This is a genomic window from Pedococcus sp. 5OH_020 (assembly GCF_027812955.1).
Lineage (GTDB): Bacteria > Actinomycetota > Actinomycetes > Actinomycetales > Dermatophilaceae > Pedococcus.
This window is the reverse complement of sequence record NZ_JAPYZV010000005.1, coordinates 197,107-213,438: the sequence shown is the minus strand read 5'-3', so window position 1 is coordinate 213,438 and position 16,332 is coordinate 197,107. Positions and strand designations below refer to the sequence as shown.

At 71.0% G+C, this 16,332-nt stretch carries 19 protein-coding genes; 15 read left to right on the top strand and 4 right to left on the bottom strand.

The features are described 5' to 3' along the window. Window positions 1–8 precede the first annotated feature (8 nt). The 4 genes from PHA84_RS10885 (at window position 9) to thrS (ending at window position 5,715) form a co-directional block, all read left to right on the top strand. Window positions 9–1,301 (top strand): acetyl-CoA C-acetyltransferase, encoded by a 1,293-nt coding sequence (locus tag PHA84_RS10885; RefSeq protein ID WP_270888124.1) that lies wholly within the window; start codon window positions 9–11, stop codon window positions 1,299–1,301. Next, complete coding sequence (locus PHA84_RS10880) at window positions 1,301–2,650, top strand: 3-oxoacyl-ACP reductase (RefSeq protein WP_270888123.1); 1,350 nt, start codon at window positions 1,301–1,303, stop codon at window positions 2,648–2,650. The genes PHA84_RS10885 and PHA84_RS10880 overlap by 1 nt, the downstream gene beginning before the upstream one ends. A gap of 1 nt (window position 2,651) precedes the next feature. Continuing rightward, window positions 2,652–3,512, top strand: coding sequence for a MaoC family dehydratase (locus tag PHA84_RS10875; RefSeq protein ID WP_270888122.1), 861 nt, complete (start codon window positions 2,652–2,654; stop codon window positions 3,510–3,512). Window positions 3,513–3,726: 214 nt separating this feature from the next. Further along, window positions 3,727–5,715 carry a threonine--tRNA ligase gene (gene thrS, locus PHA84_RS10870; protein WP_270888121.1) on the top strand — a complete coding sequence of 663 codons (1,989 nt, stop codon included), beginning with the start codon at window positions 3,727–3,729 and terminating at the stop codon, window positions 5,713–5,715. 74 nt (window positions 5,716–5,789) lie between these two features. On the opposite strand, the gene PHA84_RS10865 is transcribed toward thrS, so the two are convergent. Continuing rightward, window positions 5,790–6,320 carry a GNAT family N-acetyltransferase gene (locus PHA84_RS10865; RefSeq protein ID WP_270888120.1) on the bottom strand — a complete coding sequence of 177 codons (531 nt, stop codon included), beginning with the start codon at window positions 6,318–6,320 and terminating at the stop codon, window positions 5,790–5,792. Between the two features lie 89 nt (window positions 6,321–6,409). Here PHA84_RS10865 and PHA84_RS10860 point away from each other — a divergent pair, with 89 nt between their 5' ends. Next, complete coding sequence (locus PHA84_RS10860) at window positions 6,410–6,955, top strand: HIT family protein (protein ID WP_270888119.1); 546 nt, start codon at window positions 6,410–6,412, stop codon at window positions 6,953–6,955. Here the strand turns inward: PHA84_RS10860 and PHA84_RS10855 are convergent. Both PHA84_RS10855 and PHA84_RS10850 read right to left on the bottom strand, forming a co-directional pair. Further along, window positions 6,876–7,763, bottom strand: coding sequence for a hypothetical protein (locus PHA84_RS10855; protein ID WP_270888118.1), 888 nt, complete (start codon window positions 7,761–7,763; stop codon window positions 6,876–6,878). The two genes, PHA84_RS10860 and PHA84_RS10855, sit on opposite strands and share 80 nt — an antisense overlap. Then, window positions 7,760–8,251 carry a hypothetical protein gene (locus PHA84_RS10850; protein ID WP_270888117.1) on the bottom strand — a complete coding sequence of 164 codons (492 nt, stop codon included), beginning with the start codon at window positions 8,249–8,251 and terminating at the stop codon, window positions 7,760–7,762. The genes PHA84_RS10855 and PHA84_RS10850 overlap by 4 nt, the downstream gene beginning before the upstream one ends. A gap of 36 nt (window positions 8,252–8,287) precedes the next feature. On the opposite strand from PHA84_RS10850, the gene PHA84_RS10845 reads away from it, so the two are divergent. The 6 genes from PHA84_RS10845 (at window position 8,288) to pdxS (ending at window position 13,086) form a co-directional block, all read left to right on the top strand. Then, entirely contained in the window at window positions 8,288–8,683 is a 396-nt protein-coding gene (locus PHA84_RS10845; RefSeq protein WP_270888116.1) for a thiol-disulfide oxidoreductase DCC family protein, read from the top strand. 13 nt (window positions 8,684–8,696) lie between these two features. Beyond that, complete coding sequence (gene pgsA / locus PHA84_RS10840) at window positions 8,697–9,308, top strand: phosphatidylinositol phosphate synthase (protein WP_270888115.1); 612 nt, start codon at window positions 8,697–8,699, stop codon at window positions 9,306–9,308. Between the two features lie 7 nt (window positions 9,309–9,315). Then, a complete protein-coding gene (locus tag PHA84_RS10835; protein WP_270888114.1) occupies window positions 9,316–10,215 on the top strand; it encodes a phosphatidylinositol mannoside acyltransferase in 900 nt (299 codons plus the stop codon). Next, complete coding sequence (locus PHA84_RS10830) at window positions 10,212–11,441, top strand: glycosyltransferase family 4 protein (protein WP_270888113.1); 1,230 nt, start codon at window positions 10,212–10,214, stop codon at window positions 11,439–11,441. Before PHA84_RS10835 ends, PHA84_RS10830 begins: the two co-directional genes overlap by 4 nt. Further along, window positions 11,441–12,022, top strand: coding sequence for a hypothetical protein (locus PHA84_RS10825; protein WP_270888112.1), 582 nt, complete (start codon window positions 11,441–11,443; stop codon window positions 12,020–12,022). The genes PHA84_RS10830 and PHA84_RS10825 overlap by 1 nt, the downstream gene beginning before the upstream one ends. A 149-nt stretch (window positions 12,023–12,171) precedes the next feature. Beyond that, window positions 12,172–13,086: a pyridoxal 5'-phosphate synthase lyase subunit PdxS gene (gene pdxS / locus PHA84_RS10820; protein ID WP_270888111.1), complete on the top strand. Its 915-nt coding sequence runs from the start codon at window positions 12,172–12,174 to the stop codon at window positions 13,084–13,086. A gap of 5 nt (window positions 13,087–13,091) precedes the next feature. Here pdxS and PHA84_RS10815 read toward each other — a convergent pair whose 3' ends face one another. Next, window positions 13,092–13,649 (bottom strand): GNAT family N-acetyltransferase, encoded by a 558-nt coding sequence (locus PHA84_RS10815; RefSeq protein ID WP_270888110.1) that lies wholly within the window; start codon window positions 13,647–13,649, stop codon window positions 13,092–13,094. A 95-nt stretch (window positions 13,650–13,744) separates the two neighbouring features. Here PHA84_RS10815 and pdxT point away from each other — a divergent pair, with 95 nt between their 5' ends. The 4 genes from pdxT to ruvA all read left to right on the top strand — a co-directional run bounded on the left by pdxT (window position 13,745) and on the right by ruvA (window position 16,331). Continuing rightward, window positions 13,745–14,344: a pyridoxal 5'-phosphate synthase glutaminase subunit PdxT gene (gene pdxT, locus PHA84_RS10810; RefSeq protein WP_270888109.1), complete on the top strand. Its 600-nt coding sequence runs from the start codon at window positions 13,745–13,747 to the stop codon at window positions 14,342–14,344. Further along, on the top strand, window positions 14,341–15,099 hold the full coding sequence (locus tag PHA84_RS10805; RefSeq protein ID WP_270888108.1) for a YebC/PmpR family DNA-binding transcriptional regulator: 759 nt from the start codon (window positions 14,341–14,343) through the stop codon (window positions 15,097–15,099). Before pdxT ends, PHA84_RS10805 begins: the two co-directional genes overlap by 4 nt. Window positions 15,100–15,195: 96 nt before the next feature. Beyond that, complete coding sequence (gene ruvC, locus PHA84_RS10800) at window positions 15,196–15,732, top strand: crossover junction endodeoxyribonuclease RuvC (protein ID WP_270888107.1); 537 nt, start codon at window positions 15,196–15,198, stop codon at window positions 15,730–15,732. Then, window positions 15,729–16,331, top strand: coding sequence for a Holliday junction branch migration protein RuvA (gene ruvA, locus PHA84_RS10795; protein WP_270888106.1), 603 nt, complete (start codon window positions 15,729–15,731; stop codon window positions 16,329–16,331). Before ruvC ends, ruvA begins: the two co-directional genes overlap by 4 nt. The last annotated feature ends 1 nt before the right edge of the window (window position 16,332 follow it).

Genomic DNA, 16,332 nt, shown 5'->3' with positions numbered 1-16,332 from the left:
GAGCACTCGTGGCACCGTCCTCCCAGCCCCGGCGCGCCGCCGTCATCGGCGGCAACCGGATTCCCTTCGCCCGTGCCAACGGCACCTATGCCAAGGCCTTCAACCAGGACATGCTGACCGCGGCGCTGGACGGCCTGGTCGCACGTTTCGGACTGGCGGGGGAGAGTCTCGGCGAGGTGGCCGCCGGTGCCGTCCTCAAGCACAGCCGGGACTTCAACCTCACGCGAGAGTCGGTGCTCGGCTCCAGCCTGGCGGCCACCACCCCGGCCTACGACGTCCAGCAGGCCTGCGGGACCGGTCTGGAGGCCACGGTCCTGGTCGCCAACAAGGTCGCGCTGCGCCAGGTGGACTCGGCGGTGGCGGGCGGCGCCGACACCGCGTCCGACGCGCCGATCGCCGTCAGCGAAGGGCTCCGCGAGACGTTGCTCGCCCTCAACCGTGCCAGGACCGCAGGGCAGCGCGCCAAGGCCCTGGCCCGGATCCGGCCCGCGCATCTCGTCCCGGACGTGCCGCGCAACGTCGAGCCGCGCACCGGCCTGTCGATGGGCGAGCACATGGCGCAGACCGCGGCCCGGTGGGCGGTGAGCCGCCTGGCCCAGGACGAGCTAGCCGCCGCAAGCCACCGGAACCTGGCCGCTGCCTACGAACGGGGCTTCTTCGACGACCTGGTGACACCGTTCGCCGGCTTGAGCCGTGACGAGAACCTCCGTCCGGACTCCTCGGTGGAGAAGCTGGCCAGGCTCAAGCCGGTCTTCGGCAAGGGGGAGGGGGCCACCATGACGGCGGGCAACTCCACCCCGCTGACCGATGGTGCCTCGGTCGTCCTGCTCAGCTCCGACGAGTGGGCCGCCGAGCGTGGGCTGCCCGTGCTGGCCTATGTGGTCGACGCCCAGACGGCGGCGGTGGACTACGTAACCGGACAGGAAGGGCTGCTCATGGCCCCGGCGTACGCCCTGCCCCGGTTGCTGGAACGGCACGGCATGAAGCTCCAGGACTTCGAGCTGGTGGAGATCCACGAGGCGTTCGCCTCCACGGTGCTGTGCACCTTGGCCGCGTGGGAGAGCGAGGACTTCTGCCGCACCCGCCTGGGGCTCGAGGCGCCCATCGGCGAGCTGGACCGCAGTCGGCTCAACGTCAACGGCTCGTCCCTGGCGGCGGGTCACCCGTTCGCCGCCACAGGGGGACGGATCGTCGCCTCGCTCGCGAAGATGCTGCACGAGAAGGGCACTGGCGCGCGCGGGCTCATCTCCATCTGCGCCGCCGGCGGCCAGGGTGTCATGGCGATCCTCGAGGCGGCCTGATGGCCGGCGCGTACGCACGACTGGTCAACAGCCCGGTTGGGACGAGGCTCGCGGGGCAGCTCGGGCTGCCGCGGCCGGTGCCGCTGCGACGGTACGCCGTCGGCGAGCCGCTGGTCCACGGCGCCGTGCTGCTGGGTGGCCCCGAACCGGCGGTGCTCGGCGCGCGGGTCGGTGAGCTCCTCGCTCGCGAGGGCGTGGTCGTGGTCGGCGAGGTCGCCGAGGCGGTCGGCGGAAGGGTCGCGGCCGTGGTGGCGGACCTGGGCGCCGTCGAGCGGCCTGGCGACCTCGACGTGCTGCGGGCCGTCGTGGCGCCGGCGCTGAGCTCCCTGCAGCCCAGCGGCCGGGTGGTGGTCCTCGGGCGCAGTCCCGGCCAGGCCCGTGAGGTGGCCCAGGCGGCGGCCCGCCGGGCGCTGGAAGGGATAACCCGCAGCATCGGCAAGGAGCTCCGGTCGGGAGCCACGGCGAACCTCGTCCTGGTCGACGACGGGGCTGAGGGGAACCTCGATGCCACCGTGCGGTTCCTGCTCTCCGGCAGGTCGGCGTACGTCGACGGTCAGGTGGTCAGGGTCGGGACCGGCACCCCCGTCCAGCCCGACGACTGGACCAGGCCGCTGTCCGGGAAGGTCGCGGTTGTCACCGGCGCCGCCCGCGGTATCGGCGCGGCCATCGCGCGCGTCCTGGCCCGCGACGGCGCGACCGTCGTCTGCGTCGACCTCCCGGAGGCCGGCGACTCACTGGCCGGCACGGCCAACGTCGTGGGTGGCACTGCCCTGCAGCTCGACGTGACGGCCGCTGATGCGGGACGACGCATCCTCGACCACGCACGCCGTCGCCACGGAGGGCTGGACATCGTGGTGCACAACGCCGGCATCACGCGCGACAGGCTGCTGGCCAACCTCGACGACAGCCGGTGGCGCTCCGTCCTAGAGGTGAATCTGGGGTCCATCCTCCGGATGAACGAGGTCCTCCTGGGAGACGACGGGATCCGCGACGGTGGGCACCTGGTCCTCGTCTCCTCCATCGCGGGCATCGCCGGCAACCGTGGTCAGGTGAACTACGCCGCCTCGAAGGCAGGCGTGATCGGGGTGGTGGACGCCTTGTCCGTCGACGAGCGGCTGCGCGCCCGCGGGATCACCGTGAACGCGGTCGCACCGGGCTTCATCGAGACCGAGATGACGGCCAAGGTACCTTTCGCCACCCGCGAGGCCGGTCGGCTGCTCAACTCGCTGAACCAGGGCGGCCTGCCGGTGGACGTCGCCGAGACGATCGCGTGGCTCAGCCAGGACGCCAACGCCGGGGTCACCGGCAACGTCGTCCGCGTCTGCGGCCAGAGCCTCCTCGGCGCCTGACATGGCGGTAACGGTCCTGCGCCACAGCCCGTCCCTTCCTCGGCTCTTCGCCAGGGCCGCCCTCAGCTCGGGCGGCCGCGGTGGGGAGCTGCCACACCGCGCCCTGCGACTCCTCGACGTTCCGGTGGACAGGAGCAACCTGCTGGCCTACCAGCGCAGCTGCCACCTCACCGGCGGGGACGTCCTGCCGCATGCCTACCCACACCTGCTCGGCTTCCCGCTCCAGGTGCAGCTGATGGCGGACCGGTCCTTCCCGCTTCCCCTCCCAGGGCTGGTCCACCTGGAGAACCAGGTGACGGTGTACCGGCGGTTGACCGCGGACGACCGCCTCGATATCAGGGTGCAGGCCGCCGACCTGCGGCCCCACCCGAAAGGCGCCACGGTCGACCTGCTCACTGACGTGGAGGTCGCGGGCGAGCGGGTGTGGCAGGGCCGGAGCACCTACTTGCGACGGGGAGTGCGGACACCGCAGGCTCCACCCCGTCCGACCGGCCCGGAGCTGCCGGACGGGCCTGCGGCCGCGGTGTTCCGCGTGCCCGCCGGACAAGGACGGGCGTATGCCCGCGTCTCCCACGACGTGAACCCCATCCACCTCCACCCGCTGACGGCCAGAGCCCTCGGCTTCCCGCGGGCCATCGCCCACGGGATGTGGTCCTACGCGCGAACCTTGGCCATCCTGGCGGACGCGACGGCCGGCCCCAGCGCCTCACACGTCTGGTTCGCCAGGCCCGTCCTGCTTCCCAGCACCGTCGAGCTGGTCGCTGGGGGAAGGCTCGACCAGCCCGAGGGCGTGGTTCTCGGCCTTCGGTCGGCCAAGGACGCCACCGTCAGGCACCTCACGCTGCGGGTCACGTCGCGATGAGCCGCTTGGCGTAGTGGCGGGCGTGGACAGAGTCGTCATAGTGCCCGAAGGGCACCGTCCGGGTCGAACTCCGACGGGCGCATCGGCTGGACCCGTGGGCCGGCATGGCACCGGCGCCGGGTCCGGAGTAATGCGCGCGCAGCACTCCCGAGCGCACAGATAGCATCGAGGGGCGATCAAGTCCGCCACCCGCTACCTCACAGGAGCCACCACCGTGCCTGCGCAGCTCACCGTCACCGTCGCCGGAGCCGAGCGATCGGTGCCCGAGCAGACGTCCGCGGCGGAGCTGTTCGCCGAGGTCTACAGCGGGGACCGCTCGATCCTGGTGGCTCGGGTCAACGGCGAGCTGCGCGACCTCGCGCATGTCCTGGCCGACAGCGACGTCGTCGAGCCGGTCACCGTGCAGGAGCAGGACGGTCTGGACGTGTTGCGGCACAGCGCCGCCCATGTGCTGGCCCAAGCCGTGCAGGAGCTCAACCCGAAGGCGCGTCTCGGCATCGGCCCGCCGGTCCGCGACGGCTTCTACTACGACTTCGACGTCGAGGAGCCCTTCAGCCCCGAGGACCTCAAGGCGCTCGAGAAGGTCATGCAGCGCATCGTCAACGAGGGCCAGTCCTTCGTACGGCGAGAGGTCAGCGACGCGGAGGCGGCCGCCGAGCTGGCGGCGGAGCCGTACAAGCTGGAGCTCATCGGTCTCAAGGGCGCCGCGGCGGCCGACGCTGCCGAGGGAGCCGACGTGGAGGTCGGGGGAGCGCAGCTCACCATCTACGACAACGTCCGACGGGACGGGACCCGCGCCTGGAGCGACCTCTGCCGCGGTCCACATGTGCCCTCGACCAAGGTGCTGGGCAACGCCTTCAAGCTCATGCGCAGCAGCGGCGCCTACTGGCGCGGCAGCGAGAAGAACCCTCAGCTGCAACGGGTCTACGGCACGGCATGGCCCAGCAAGGACGAGCTCAAGGCGTACCTCGACCGGCTCGCCGAGGCCGAGAAGCGTGACCACCGCAAGCTGGGCGCCGAGCTCGACCTCTTCAGCTTCCCGGACGAGATCGGTTCCGGGCTCGTGGTGTTCCATCCCAAGGGCGGGGTGGTCAAGCGTGAGATGGAGGACTACGTCCGCCGCCGGCACATCGAGGAGGGGTTCCAGTACGTCGGCACCCCGCACATCAGCAAGCAGCACCTTTTCGAGACCTCCGGCCACCTGCCCTACTTCGCCGACACGATGTTCCCGCCGATGGAGATGGAGGGCAGCAGCTACTACCTCAAGGCCATGAACTGCCCGATGCACAACCTGATCTTCAGGTCGCGCGGGCGGTCCTACCGTGAGCTGCCGTTGCGGCTCTTCGAGTTCGGCACGGTGTACCGCTACGAGAAGTCGGGTGTGGTGCACGGTCTCACGAGGGTCCGAGGCCTGACCCAGGACGACTCGCACTCCTACGTCACGGCCGAGCAGGCCCCGGCCGAGGTCCGACACCTGCTCACGTTCGTCCTCAGTCTGCTGCGCGACTTCGGGCTGGACGACTTCTACCTCGAGCTGTCGACCAGGGACGACGTCAAGGACAAGTTCATCGGCAGTGACGAGCAGTGGGAGCTGGCCACCCGGGTGCTGCGGGAGGCTGCCGAGGAGACCGGGCTGGAGCTGGTGCCGGACCCCGGCGGCGCGGCGTACTACGGACCCAAGATCTCGGTCCAGGCCCGCGACGCCATCGGTCGCACCTGGCAGATGTCGACCATCCAGTACGACTTCAACCAGCCCGAGCGGTTCGGGCTGGAGTTCCAGGCGGCCGACGGGTCGCGCCAGCAGCCGGTGATGATCCACTCGGCGAAGTTCGGCTCCATCGAACGCTTCTTCGGCGTGCTCGTCGAGCACTACGCCGGGGCCTTCCCGCCGTGGCTCGCCCCGGTCCAGGTGCTCGGGCTCCCGGTGGCGCAGGAGTACTCCGAGTACCTCCACGACGTCGCCAAGGAGCTGGGCCGCAAGGGGATCCGCGTCGAGGTCGACGACTCCGACGACCGGTTCCCGAAGAAGATCCGCAACGCGTCGAAGTCCAAGGTCCCCTTCGTGCTGATCGCTGGGGAGGAGGACCGAAGCGCTGGGGCCGTGTCCTTCCGCTACCGTGACGGCTCGCAGAAGAACGGGGTTCCGCTGCAGGATGCGATGGCGGAGATCGTCGCTGCGGTGGAGTCGCGCCAGCAGGTCTGACCGCAGTCGCGCGCGCAGCCAGCGGGGTGTCCGCTGTGCAAGACCCAGCTGAGCCAGGGCGAGCCTCCACGAGCTCAGACGACGCCCGGGCTCCAGACCATCCGGACGTCGGGAGCGCCCTCCTCGTTCTCCCCGTCGGTCCACTCCACGGGGACGAATCCGTGCCGGGAGTAGAACCGGAGCGCGCCCTCGTTCGCCTGGAACGTCCAGAGCTGGATGCCTTCGGGGAACCGTTCCCTGGCGAGCGCGAGGAGCCGCGACCCGAGTCCCGTGCCCGTGTACCGCCGGTCGACGTACAGATGCGACAGCTGGTCAGGCGGCATGAGCGCCATGAAGCCCACCGGCACGTCGGCCTTCTCGGCGACCCACACCTCGAACTGGCTCAGCAGGACCTCCTCGACGAACGGCAGCATGCTCTCCCGCGGGTGCACGATCATCGGGATGTGGGGTACGGACTGGCTGCGGACCCGCCAGAAGAGCTCCGCGAGCCGGTCCCCGTCCTGCTGGTTGGCAGGCCGGACCGAGATCGAGGGTTCGGAGGCCGGGCTGGACGGGGGGCTCGTCGACGGGGACGCAGGCTCCTCAGGGACACGGCGGCCGGTCACCCGTCGAGTCTGCCCGATCACGCACCACCTCACACACCCGGACGGGTACGAATGGGAGCCCCGCTTCACCGGGCCTAGGATCGCTGTCCATGAGCCCTGCTCCCGAGCCCGACACGTCGTTCGCCGGGGTGCCCGACGGCTTCGAGCGGCTGTGGACCCCCCATCGGATGGCCTATGTGAGCGGAGAGCGCCCCAGCGAGGAGGCGGGGGACGGCTGCCCGTTCTGCGCGGCGCCGGACCGTGACGACGAGGCAGGCCTCGTGGTGCACCGAGGGCAGAGCTGCTACGTCGTGATGAACCTGTTCCCGTACAACCCCGGTCACGTGCTCATCTGCCCCTACCGCCACTTGTCCCTGTACGTCGAGCTGAGCGAGCAGGAGACCCTGGAGTTCACCGCGCTGACGAAGGCCGCCATCGCCGCCCTCGACACGACCTCGGCTCCGCACGGCTACAACATCGGGATGAACCAGGGCGCAGTGGCGGGTGCCGGGGTGGCCGCGCACCTGCACCAGCACGTCGTCCCGCGGTGGGGCGGCGACGCGAACTTCCTGCCCATCATCGGGCAGACGAAGGCTCTGCCGATGCTTCTCGAGGACGTGCGGTCGCGGCTGGTCGAGGCCTGGCCGGCCGGCTGAGGCGCTCCAGGGGGAGGAAGGCCAGCAGGCATACCACCAGCGGGAGGAAGTGGATCTGGAGCAGCAGGTAGGTGCTCAGGTGGAAGCCGGCCCAGAAGAGCAGCGCGGCGTACAGCGCCCGGCCCCGCAGCCAGAGCAGCACCGGCGAGCAGAACTCGGCCACGAGCACCACCCACTGCAACCCGTGGGTGAGGGCGGGATGGGAGCCCACCCATGGTCCGATCCCGTGCGGACGGCGTGTCAGAGCCCAGATCAGCGTCGCCCCGTTGGCCCACCCCCACCCGCCGAACCGCATCTTGGCGTTGGCCGACAGGAAGTAGACCGCGACCGCCGCGACCTGCGTCATACGCAGCGCCCACCCTGCCCGCGTCGAGCGGACATCTACGTCAGCGGCCCTGGCGGGACCGACGGTCGGCAGCACGAACAACGCGACGACGAGCGCGAAGTGGTCGTGGTCCACCTTGGAGTACGCGAAGGCGTTGCTCACCCAGTCCAGCATGCCGACTGCGCAGACGTAGCCGGCGAGCCGCGGAAGCCTGCCGGTGGCGGCGACGACGGCACTCACCACGATGACGACGAGCAGCACCCTGACGGAGTAGTGGGACGGCACCGGCAGATGCAGCAACGAACGCACGAGCAGCCCGCGGTAGAGGCTGGGAGGAACGTCGCCATGCGGGATGGGGTCTGTGACGATCCAGAGCACGTCCAGGAGGACGAAGGGGTACACCACCCGCCGCAGCCACGCCACCCGGGCGAGCGGCAGAGCGGGGAGCAGGAAGTCCTGCACCGCCTGTTCCGCGCGCCTCATGGTCCACCGCCGGGTAGGCCGCTCGGGCGAGGGTTCCGAGGATCGACGACCCTCCACATGGCCAGCGTCGTCACGGTGGAGTCCCCGGTGAGGATCCGCGTCGAGGTGTTCCGCAGGTAGATCACGGCGTAGGCCGGCTCCCGGGGCAGCCGCCGTGAGTGCAGCACGGCGATGTCCTGGAGGAGCTCCGGGCGGCGGACGAAACGCGCGGCCTGGCCCTCGATCTCGGCGCGCTCTATCCCGATCCGTTCCTTGGACAAGGGGACTCGGACGAGGTCGCCGTCGACCGTCAGGGCGTCCATTCCCAGAGAGCCGACGACACCGTCGTTGCGCACGGAGAAGGCATACTGCGACATCGGGGCGAACGGCCACCAGCCGTCGTCGCCCACCCAGGTGCCCAGGCACACGGTGGTCACGACGCCGGCCGTCACGGCCAGCCTCCACAGGACGGCATACGGTCCGAGCCGCCCCTGCACCGCCCCCCTCATAGCCGACATGCTGCCACGCGATGAGAGACTTCCGGCATGGACGGCCTGGGGGGACTGCTGGTCTTCGACGGAGACTGCGGCTTCTGCACGACCAGCGTCCGGGTCCTCTCACGGTGGGTGGACCGGCGGCACCGCTACGACGTCAGGCCGTGGCAGCAGCTGGACCTCGGACGCTACGGGCTCACGGAGGCCGACTGCATCGAGGCGGCCCAGTTCGTCCGCGAGGACGGCACGGTCGTGGCGGGCCACCGGGCGGTGGCGGAAGGACTCCTCCGCGGCGCGCCCGGGTGGCGACCCGTGGGCCACCTGCTGCTCGCGCCGGGTCTGAGCTTCCTGGCCGCCAGGGCCTATGCGTGGGTGGCCGACCACCGCTACGCCCTGCCGGGCGGCACCCCGGCGTGCGTGCCGGGGCAGGCGACGCCCTCTCAGTAGGCTGTCGCCCACCATGCTCAACAAGTACGCACGCGCCCTGTTCACGACGATCTTCACCCCGGTGGCCCGGCTCTTCCTCAAGCTGGGCATCAGCCCCGACGTGGTGACGGCCGTGGGCACCCTCGGGGTCTGTGCGGGTGCGCTGGTCTTCTACCCGCGCCACCAGTTCTTCGTCGGCACCCTCGTCATCACCGCGTTCGTCTTCTCCGACACCATCGACGGGGTGATGGCGCGGATGTCGGACCGTTCCGGCAAGTGGGGCGCGTACCTCGACTCCACGCTCGACCGGGTCGGCGACTCCGCCATCTTCGGCGGGCTCGTGCTCTGGTACGCCGGCGACGGTGACAACGTCGTGATGGCGGCGCTGGCCCTGGGCTGCCTCATCCTCGGCAGTGTCGTCTCCTACGCCAAGGCGCGTGCCGAGGGTCTGGGCTTCACCGCGAACGTGGGTATCGCCGAACGGGCCGACCGGCTGGTCGCCGTGCTGGTGACCACGGGCCTCGTCGGGCTGGGGCTGCCCGAAGTGGTGCTCACCATCGTCCTCGCCCTTCTTGCCGTCGCCAGCCTCATCACCGTGCTGCAGCGGATGCTCCTGGTGCGCAAGCAGGCGCTGGGCACCCTGTGAGGGGCCGGTGAGCAGCCTCGGCGACACCCTCGCCGTCGGGGGTTACCGCCTCGGCTGGGCCTCCGTCCGGCGGCTCCCGGAGCGCACGGCGCATACCGTGTTCGAGCAGCTGGCCGACCTCACCGTCGCCCGGGGGGGCGCAGGCGTACGGCGGCTCCGTAGCAACTACGCGACCGTGCGGCCCGAGCTCGACGACGTCGCGCTCGACGCCCTCGTACGGGCCGGGATGCGCTCCTACCTGCGCTACTACTGCGAGGCGTTCCGCCTCCCTGACCGAACGCCCGCGGAGATCGCCGACTCGGTGCGCGTCGTGGGGGACGGCCAGGTGCGCGCGGAGCTCGCTGCCGGACGCCCCGTGGTGTGCTTCCTCGGGCACCTGGGCAACTGGGACCTCGCCGGAGCGTGGGGGACCCGCGAGCTGGCTCCCGTCGTCACCGTGGCGGAGCGCCTCAAGCCGGAGCAGGTGTACGGCGAGTTCCTCGCCTTCCGCGAGTCACTGGGGATGACGATCCTGCCGCTGACGGGGGGCGGCGACGTGTTCGCCCAGCTGCGCGGACACCTCGTGCGGCCGGTCATCATGCCACTGCTCGGGGACCGGGACCTGACCGCCCGAGGGATCGAGGTGGAGCTCTGCGGCCACCGGTCGAAGATGGCGGCGGGTCCCGCGGCGCTGGCGCTCGGCAGCCGGGCGGCGCTGCACCCGGTGTCCATCCACTACGAGCGCCTGGAGCGGCCCGGCTGGAAGTACCGCACGGTGATCACGTTCCACGATCGCGTCCCCGTGCCGGTGGACGGCACCACCCGCTCCAAAGCGGAGTCGATGACCCAGGTCTGTGCCGACGCTCTCGGTGCGGCGATCCGCGAGCACACGGAGGACTGGCACATGCTGCAGAAGGTCTTCCTGTGAGGGTCGGCATCGTCTGTCCCTACTCCTTCGACGTCCCCGGCGGCGTGCAGTACCACGTCCGCGACCTGGCCGAGCACCTGCTCGGTCTCGGCCACCACGCCTGCGTTCTGGCGCCCGCCGACGACGAGACCCCGCTGCCCGACTACGTCGAGTCGGTTGGACGGGCCGTGCCGGTGCGCTACAACGGGTCCGTCGCCCGGCTGAGCTTCGGGCCCGTCACCGCCGCACGGGTCGGGCGGTGGCTCGAGCGGGGCGAGTTCGACGTCCTCCATCTGCACGAGCCGGTGACTCCGAGCATCGCGCTGCTGGCCCTGTGGTCGGCGGAGGGCCCCGTCGTGGCCACGTTCCACACGTCCAACCTTCGCTCCCGGGCCATGCAGGCCGCGTACCCCTTGCTGCGCCCCAGCCTGGAGAAGATCAACGGCCGGATCGCCGTGTCCGAGGACGCGCGGCGCACCGTCACGACGCATCTCGGGGGCGATGCCGTCGTGATCCCCAACGGGGTCAACGTCGCCCGGTTCGAGGACGCGCCGCCGGCCGAGCGCTGGCGCGGGACGCGAGACGCGCCGACGATCGCCTTCCTCGGCCGCATCGACGAGCCACGCAAGGGGCTGCCCGTGCTGGCGGCGGCCATGCCGGCGGTGCTTGCCGAGCATCCGGGCGCCCGCATCCTGGTGGCCGGACCGGGGGACATCGAGGCCGCTCGCGAGCGGCTGGACCCTGCGGTGGCCGCAGCCACCGAGTTCCTGGGAATGGTGAGCGACGACGAGAAGGCCGCCCTGCTGTCCTCCGTCGACGTCTACGTGGCGCCCCACACCGGTGGAGAGAGCTTCGGCATCGTCCTCGTCGAGGCCATGAGTGCGGGTGCCCCCGTGGTGGCGAGTGACCTTCCAGCCTTCGTCAGAGTCCTGGACGGGGGCCGTTGTGGCGCGATGTTCGCCAACGAGCAGGCCGCCGACCTGGCGCATCAGCTCAACACTCTGCTCAGCAGCCCTGCGGAGCGCCGACGGCTCAGCGCAGCAGGCAGCCGCCGCGCGCGCGTCTTCGACTGGTCGGTCGTGGCCGAGGACGTCATCGCCGTGTACGACACCGTGACGCACGGGCTGAACAGCGCCAGCGACTCGACGTCCCTGGACACCTCCGGCCTGCGGCCCGGCCAGGCCGGGCAGCCGGGCGAGACACGCTGGACCCGGCTGCTGCGTGGACGCAGGACCGGGCAGTACTGATGGACACCCTCACCTGGGTGGTGGTCGTCGTAGCCGTGATGCTGGGCATCGCCTGGTACCTCAGCTACAGCGCGGCCCGGCTGGACCGCCTGCACACGCGCGTCGAGGGGTCGCTGTCCGCGCTGGACGCCCAGCTGGTCCGTCGCGCCGAGGCCACCTTGGAGCTGGCGAACTCCGGAGCCGTCGACCCGGCCAGCGCCCTGATCCTGGCAGGCGCCGCATCGGAGTCGCTGGAGGCGCACAACGAGCGGGCCCTGGAGGACGACCTGCTCGAAGGCCAGAGGTTCGGGGCACGCGAGGACCTCGAGAGCGGCCTGACCAGTGCCCTTCAGGCGGCCCTGACCCCTGAGGTGGTCGCCCAGATCAGGCAGGCGGACGGTCTGCCGACGGCGGCTCTGCGCCGGGTCGAGGCGGCAGCGGTGAGGGTCCAGCTCGCTCGACGGTTCCACAACGACGCGGTGACCGATGTGCAGCGCGTCCGGCGAAAGAGGGTGGTGTGGTGGTTCCGGCTGGCGGGCCACGCCGACCTGCCGCACACGGTGGAGTTCGACGACGACCTGCCTCCGGCGCTGCGCGAGTGAACCGCCTCCCGGCCGGGACGGCGGCAGCCGCGCCCAGGACGTCGCCGTACCAGCTACCTCGCCGTACCAACTACCTCGCGGCACCAACTACCATTGGCGTGAAGCGCCTTCCCTGCGCTGCGCCCTGAACAGATCTGGAGTAGGTCCCCATGTCCGCCGACGCAACCCTCCCCGGCAGCCAGCCCACGACCGGCACGTCCCGCGTGAAGCGGGGCATGGCCGAGATGCTCAAGGGCGGCGTCATCATGGACGTCGTCAACGCCGACCAGGCCAAGATCGCCGAGGACGCCGGCGCGGTGGCCGTCATGGCGCTCGAGCGGGTCCCCGCGGACATCCGCGCCCAGGGCGGGGTCTCCCGGATGTCCGACCCTGACATGATCGACGGCATCATCGAGGCCGTCTCGATCCCGGTCATGGCCAAGGCGCGCATCGGCCACTTCGTCGAGGCGCAGGTGCTGCAGTCCCTGGGTGTCGACTACATCGACGAGTCCGAGGTCCTGACTCCGGCCGACTACGCGAACCACATCGACAAGTGGGCCTTCACCGTGCCGTTCGTCTGCGGTGCGACCAACCTCGGTGAGGCCCTTCGGCGGATCACCGAGGGTGCTGCGATGATCCGCTCCAAGGGTGAGGCTGGGACGGGTGACGTCTCCAACGCCACCACCCACATGCGCCAGATCCGCCAGCAGATCCGCCGGCTGCAGGGCCTGCCCGAGGACGAGCTCTACGTCGCCGCCAAGGAGCTGCAGGCACCGTACGAGCTGGTCAAGGAGGTGGCCGAGGCCGGCAAGCTGCCCGTGGTGCTGTTCACCGCCGGCGGCATCGCCACCCCGGCCGACGCCGCGATGATGATGCAGCTGGGCGCAGAGGGCGTCTTCGTCGGGTCAGGGATCTTCAAGTCCGGCAACCCCGCCCAGCGCGCCGAGGCGATCGTGAAGGCGACCACCTTCTACGACGACCCCGACGTCATCGCCAAGGTCTCCCGCGGCCTCGGTGAGGCGATGGTGGGCATCAACGTCGACGAGATCCCCGAGCCGCACCGCCTCGCCGAGCGCGGCTGGTAGGTCGGTCAGCCGGCGGACCTGTGCCGGGCAGTGGCCTCGACGCGGGCCGGCTCCGGCAGCACCATGAGCAGGACCGGCCGGTGGTCCGCGGGCAGCCACCACGGTCGCGCCTGGCCCACCTCCTGCCAGCCGCGGCGGCGGTACAGCGAAGCAGCTCGGCCGCCCTCCTGGACCACGTCGAGGACCGGGACGCGTCCCGACTGGCGGATGTACTCGACCGCGCGCTGCAGGAGCAGGCTGCCGACGCCCCGGCCGCTGGCGGCGTGGTCGACGAAGAGCACTGCCACGACGGCGAGCTCCTGAGCCGGCCGCCCGGACCCGCTCTCCCAGATGGGCACCTCCGGCCCCTCCTCGACCCGGGTGACCGCGACGTGCCCGAGGACACGCTCGCCCTCGACGGCGACCCAGGCGGCCTCCTCGGTCGGGCGCATGACGAACTGCTCGACGGGGAAGGGGAGCGGCCACCGCTGCGGATACCCGGTGAAAGGCTGCTGCGCGGTGAGCACCTCCACCAGCTGCGGCAGGTCGCCGGCCACGCGCTCACGGATCTCGACGCGTCGCATGGCGCAACCCTAGCGAGGCAGCGTCCGCGCCGCCGGGACCGGCCGGCACCCAGCCGGCGCGATGCCGTCGTGTCCGGTCCATCTACGCTGGCCCGGTGAAACCCACCATCGGCGTCCTCGCGGTCCAGGGCGACGTCCGTGAGCACGTGGCCGTTCTCGAGAAGGTCGGGGCGCAGGCCGTCACCGTGCGACGCCCCGCCGAGCTGGAGCGCGTCGACGGTCTCGTCATCCCCGGGGGCGAGTCGACCACCATGGACAAGCTCGTCCGGGCCTTCGACCTGCTCGAGCCGTTGCGCGCCCGGCTCGCCGAGGGGATGCCGGCGTACGGCTCGTGTGCCGGGATGATCATGCTGGCGGACCGCCTCGCGGACGCGCGGGCGGACCAGCAGACCGTGGGTGGGCTGGACATCACCGTGCGTCGGAACGCGTTCGGTCGACAGGTCGACTCCTTCGAGGAGGACATCCACTTCACGGGTCTCGACGGGACGGTGCGAGCGGTCTTCATCCGCGCGCCCTGGGTCGAGGAGACGGGGGACGACGTGCGGGTTCTGGCGCGTGTGGAGGACGGTCCGGCCGCAGGTAGGATCGTCGCCGTTCGTCAGGGGGCCCTGATGGCCACCTCCTTCCACCCGGAAGTGAGCGGCGACCACCGGGTCCACGCCGAATTCGTCGAGATCGTGAGGACACACCAATGAGCGGCCACTCCAAATGGGCGACCACCAAGCACAAGAAGGCTGCGATCGACGCCAAGCGGGGCAAGCTCTTCGCGAAGCTGATCAAGAACATCGAGGTCGCGGCCCGCACCGGTGGTGGTGACCCGGCCGGCAACCCGACGCTCTACGACGCGATCCAGAAGGCCAAGAAGACCTCCGTCCCCAACGACAACATCGACCGCGCGGTCAAGCGCGGCTCGGGCGCCGAGGCCGGCGGCGCGGACTGGCAGACCATCACGTACGAGGGGTACGCCCCTGGCGGCGTGGCCGTCCTCATCGAGTGCCTCACCGACAACCGCAACCGCGCGGCGGCGGAGGTCCGCACGGCGCTGACCCGCAACGGCGGCCAACTGGCGGACCCCGGGTCGGTGGCGTACGTCTTCGACCGCAAGGGCGTGGTCGTCGTACCGAAGGGGGACAAGACCGAGGACGACATCCTCGAGGTCGTCCTTGAAGCAGGCGCAGACGAGGTCAACGACCTCGGGGACACCTACGAGATCATCTCCGACGCCTCCGACTTCGTCGCGGTCCGCAAGGCCGTCCAGGACGCGGGGATCGACTACGACTCCGCCGAGGCCTCGTGGGTCCCCAACCTCCAGGTACCCCTCGACGCGGACGGAGCCCGCAAGATGATTCGCGTGGTCGAGGCGCTGGAGGACTCCGACGACGTCCAGGACGTCTTCGCCAACGGGGAGGTCAGCGACGAGGTGCTCGCCGAGCTCGACGGCGACGAGTAGGCGCGGGACCCGCGCGCGTGTTGGTGCCGAGCGGGGGCGGCGATCGCAGGTAGCGTTCCAGCCGAACACCTGTTCGGAGATGAGGGAGCAGCAGACGTGCGCGTACTCGGGGTCGACCCCGGCCTCACCCGCTGCGGTATCGGGGTCGTGGAGGGCGGCTCCGGACGCCAGGTGCGCCTGGTCGCAGTCGGTGTGGTGCGCACTCCTGCCGCCGAGCCGACCGCGCAGCGGCTGCTCTACCTGCAGACCGAGCTGGACAGCTGGCTCGACAGGTTCCTGCCGGACGCCGTCGCGGTGGAGCAGGTGTTCGCGGACGTCAACGTCGCCAGCGTAATGGGCACCGCGCAGGCGTCGGCGGTGCCGATGCTTGCGGCCGCGCGCCGGGGCCTGCCGGTGACGCTGCATACCCCCACGTCGGTCAAGGCGGCGGTCACCGGCTCAGGTCGTGCCGGCAAGGCACAGGTGACGGCGATGGTGACGCGCATCCTGCGCATGGAGACTGCCCCCCGGCCGGCCGATGCGGCCGACGCGCTCGCACTGGCCATCTGCCACCTCTGGCAGGGCGCGGCCGTGGGCCGGCTCGAGGAGGCGGCACGGCTGGAGCAGGCCAGACTCAAGGCGGTCGCCCGATGATCGCGTCGGTGCGAGGAACGGTGCAGCACGTGGGCCTCGACCGCGTCGTGGTCGAGGTCGGCGGTGTCGGCATGCTGCTCCACACCACACCGGCGACCGCCTCCACCCTCCAGCTTGCCCAGGAGGCGCTGCTGGCCACCACCCTCGTCGTCCGCGAGGACTCGCTCACCCTCTACGGTTTCGCCACCGCAGACGAGCGCGACGTCTTCGAGCAGGTACAGACCGTGTCGGGCGTGGGCCCGCGGCTCGCGCTGGCCATGCTCTCGGTCCTGGCCCCGGACCGGCTGCGCTCCGCCGTCACGAGCGGGGACCTCGCCACTCTGACCAAGGTGCCCGGCATCGGCAGGAAAGGTGCGGAGCGCATCGTCCTCGAGCTGCGCGACAAGATCGCCCTGCCGAGTGTGACCGGCTCCACGACCGTGGCCGCCGGGCCTTCGTCGGTCGCTGCCTGGAGGGACCAGGTGACCGAGGCCCTCGTCGGCCTGGGCTACTCCACCAAGCAGGCCGAGGAGGCGGTGGGCTCGGTGGCGGACTCCGCCCCCGCGGACGCCGAGGTCTCACAGATGCTCCGGGCCGCGCTCCGCGAGCTGGGGCGGTAGG

Bases quoted from the DNA above. Each gene is read 5' to 3' on its own strand.
- PHA84_RS10880 (WP_270888123.1), top strand. From the start codon at position 1,301: ATGGCCGGCGCGTACGCACGACTGGTCAACAGCCCGGTTGGGACGAGG.
- PHA84_RS10875 (WP_270888122.1), top strand. From the start codon at position 2,652: ATGGCGGTAACGGTCCTGCGCCACAGCCCGTCCCTTCCTCGGCTCTTC.
- PHA84_RS10860 (WP_270888119.1), top strand. From the start codon at position 6,410: ATGAGCCCTGCTCCCGAGCCCGACACGTCGTTCGCCGGGGTGCCCGAC.
- PHA84_RS10855 (WP_270888118.1), bottom strand. From the start codon at position 7,763: ATGAGGCGCGCGGAACAGGCGGTGCAGGACTTCCTGCTCCCCGCTCTG.
- PHA84_RS10850 (WP_270888117.1), bottom strand. From the start codon at position 8,251: ATGAGGGGGGCGGTGCAGGGGCGGCTCGGACCGTATGCCGTCCTGTGG.
- PHA84_RS10845 (WP_270888116.1), top strand. From the start codon at position 8,288: ATGGACGGCCTGGGGGGACTGCTGGTCTTCGACGGAGACTGCGGCTTC.
- pgsA (WP_270888115.1), top strand. From the start codon at position 8,697: ATGCTCAACAAGTACGCACGCGCCCTGTTCACGACGATCTTCACCCCG.
- PHA84_RS10825 (WP_270888112.1), top strand. From the start codon at position 11,441: ATGGACACCCTCACCTGGGTGGTGGTCGTCGTAGCCGTGATGCTGGGC.
- pdxS (WP_270888111.1), top strand. From the start codon at position 12,172: ATGTCCGCCGACGCAACCCTCCCCGGCAGCCAGCCCACGACCGGCACG.
- PHA84_RS10815 (WP_270888110.1), bottom strand. From the start codon at position 13,649: ATGCGACGCGTCGAGATCCGTGAGCGCGTGGCCGGCGACCTGCCGCAG.
- PHA84_RS10805 (WP_270888108.1), top strand. From the start codon at position 14,341: ATGAGCGGCCACTCCAAATGGGCGACCACCAAGCACAAGAAGGCTGCG.
- ruvA (WP_270888106.1), top strand. From the start codon at position 15,729: ATGATCGCGTCGGTGCGAGGAACGGTGCAGCACGTGGGCCTCGACCGC.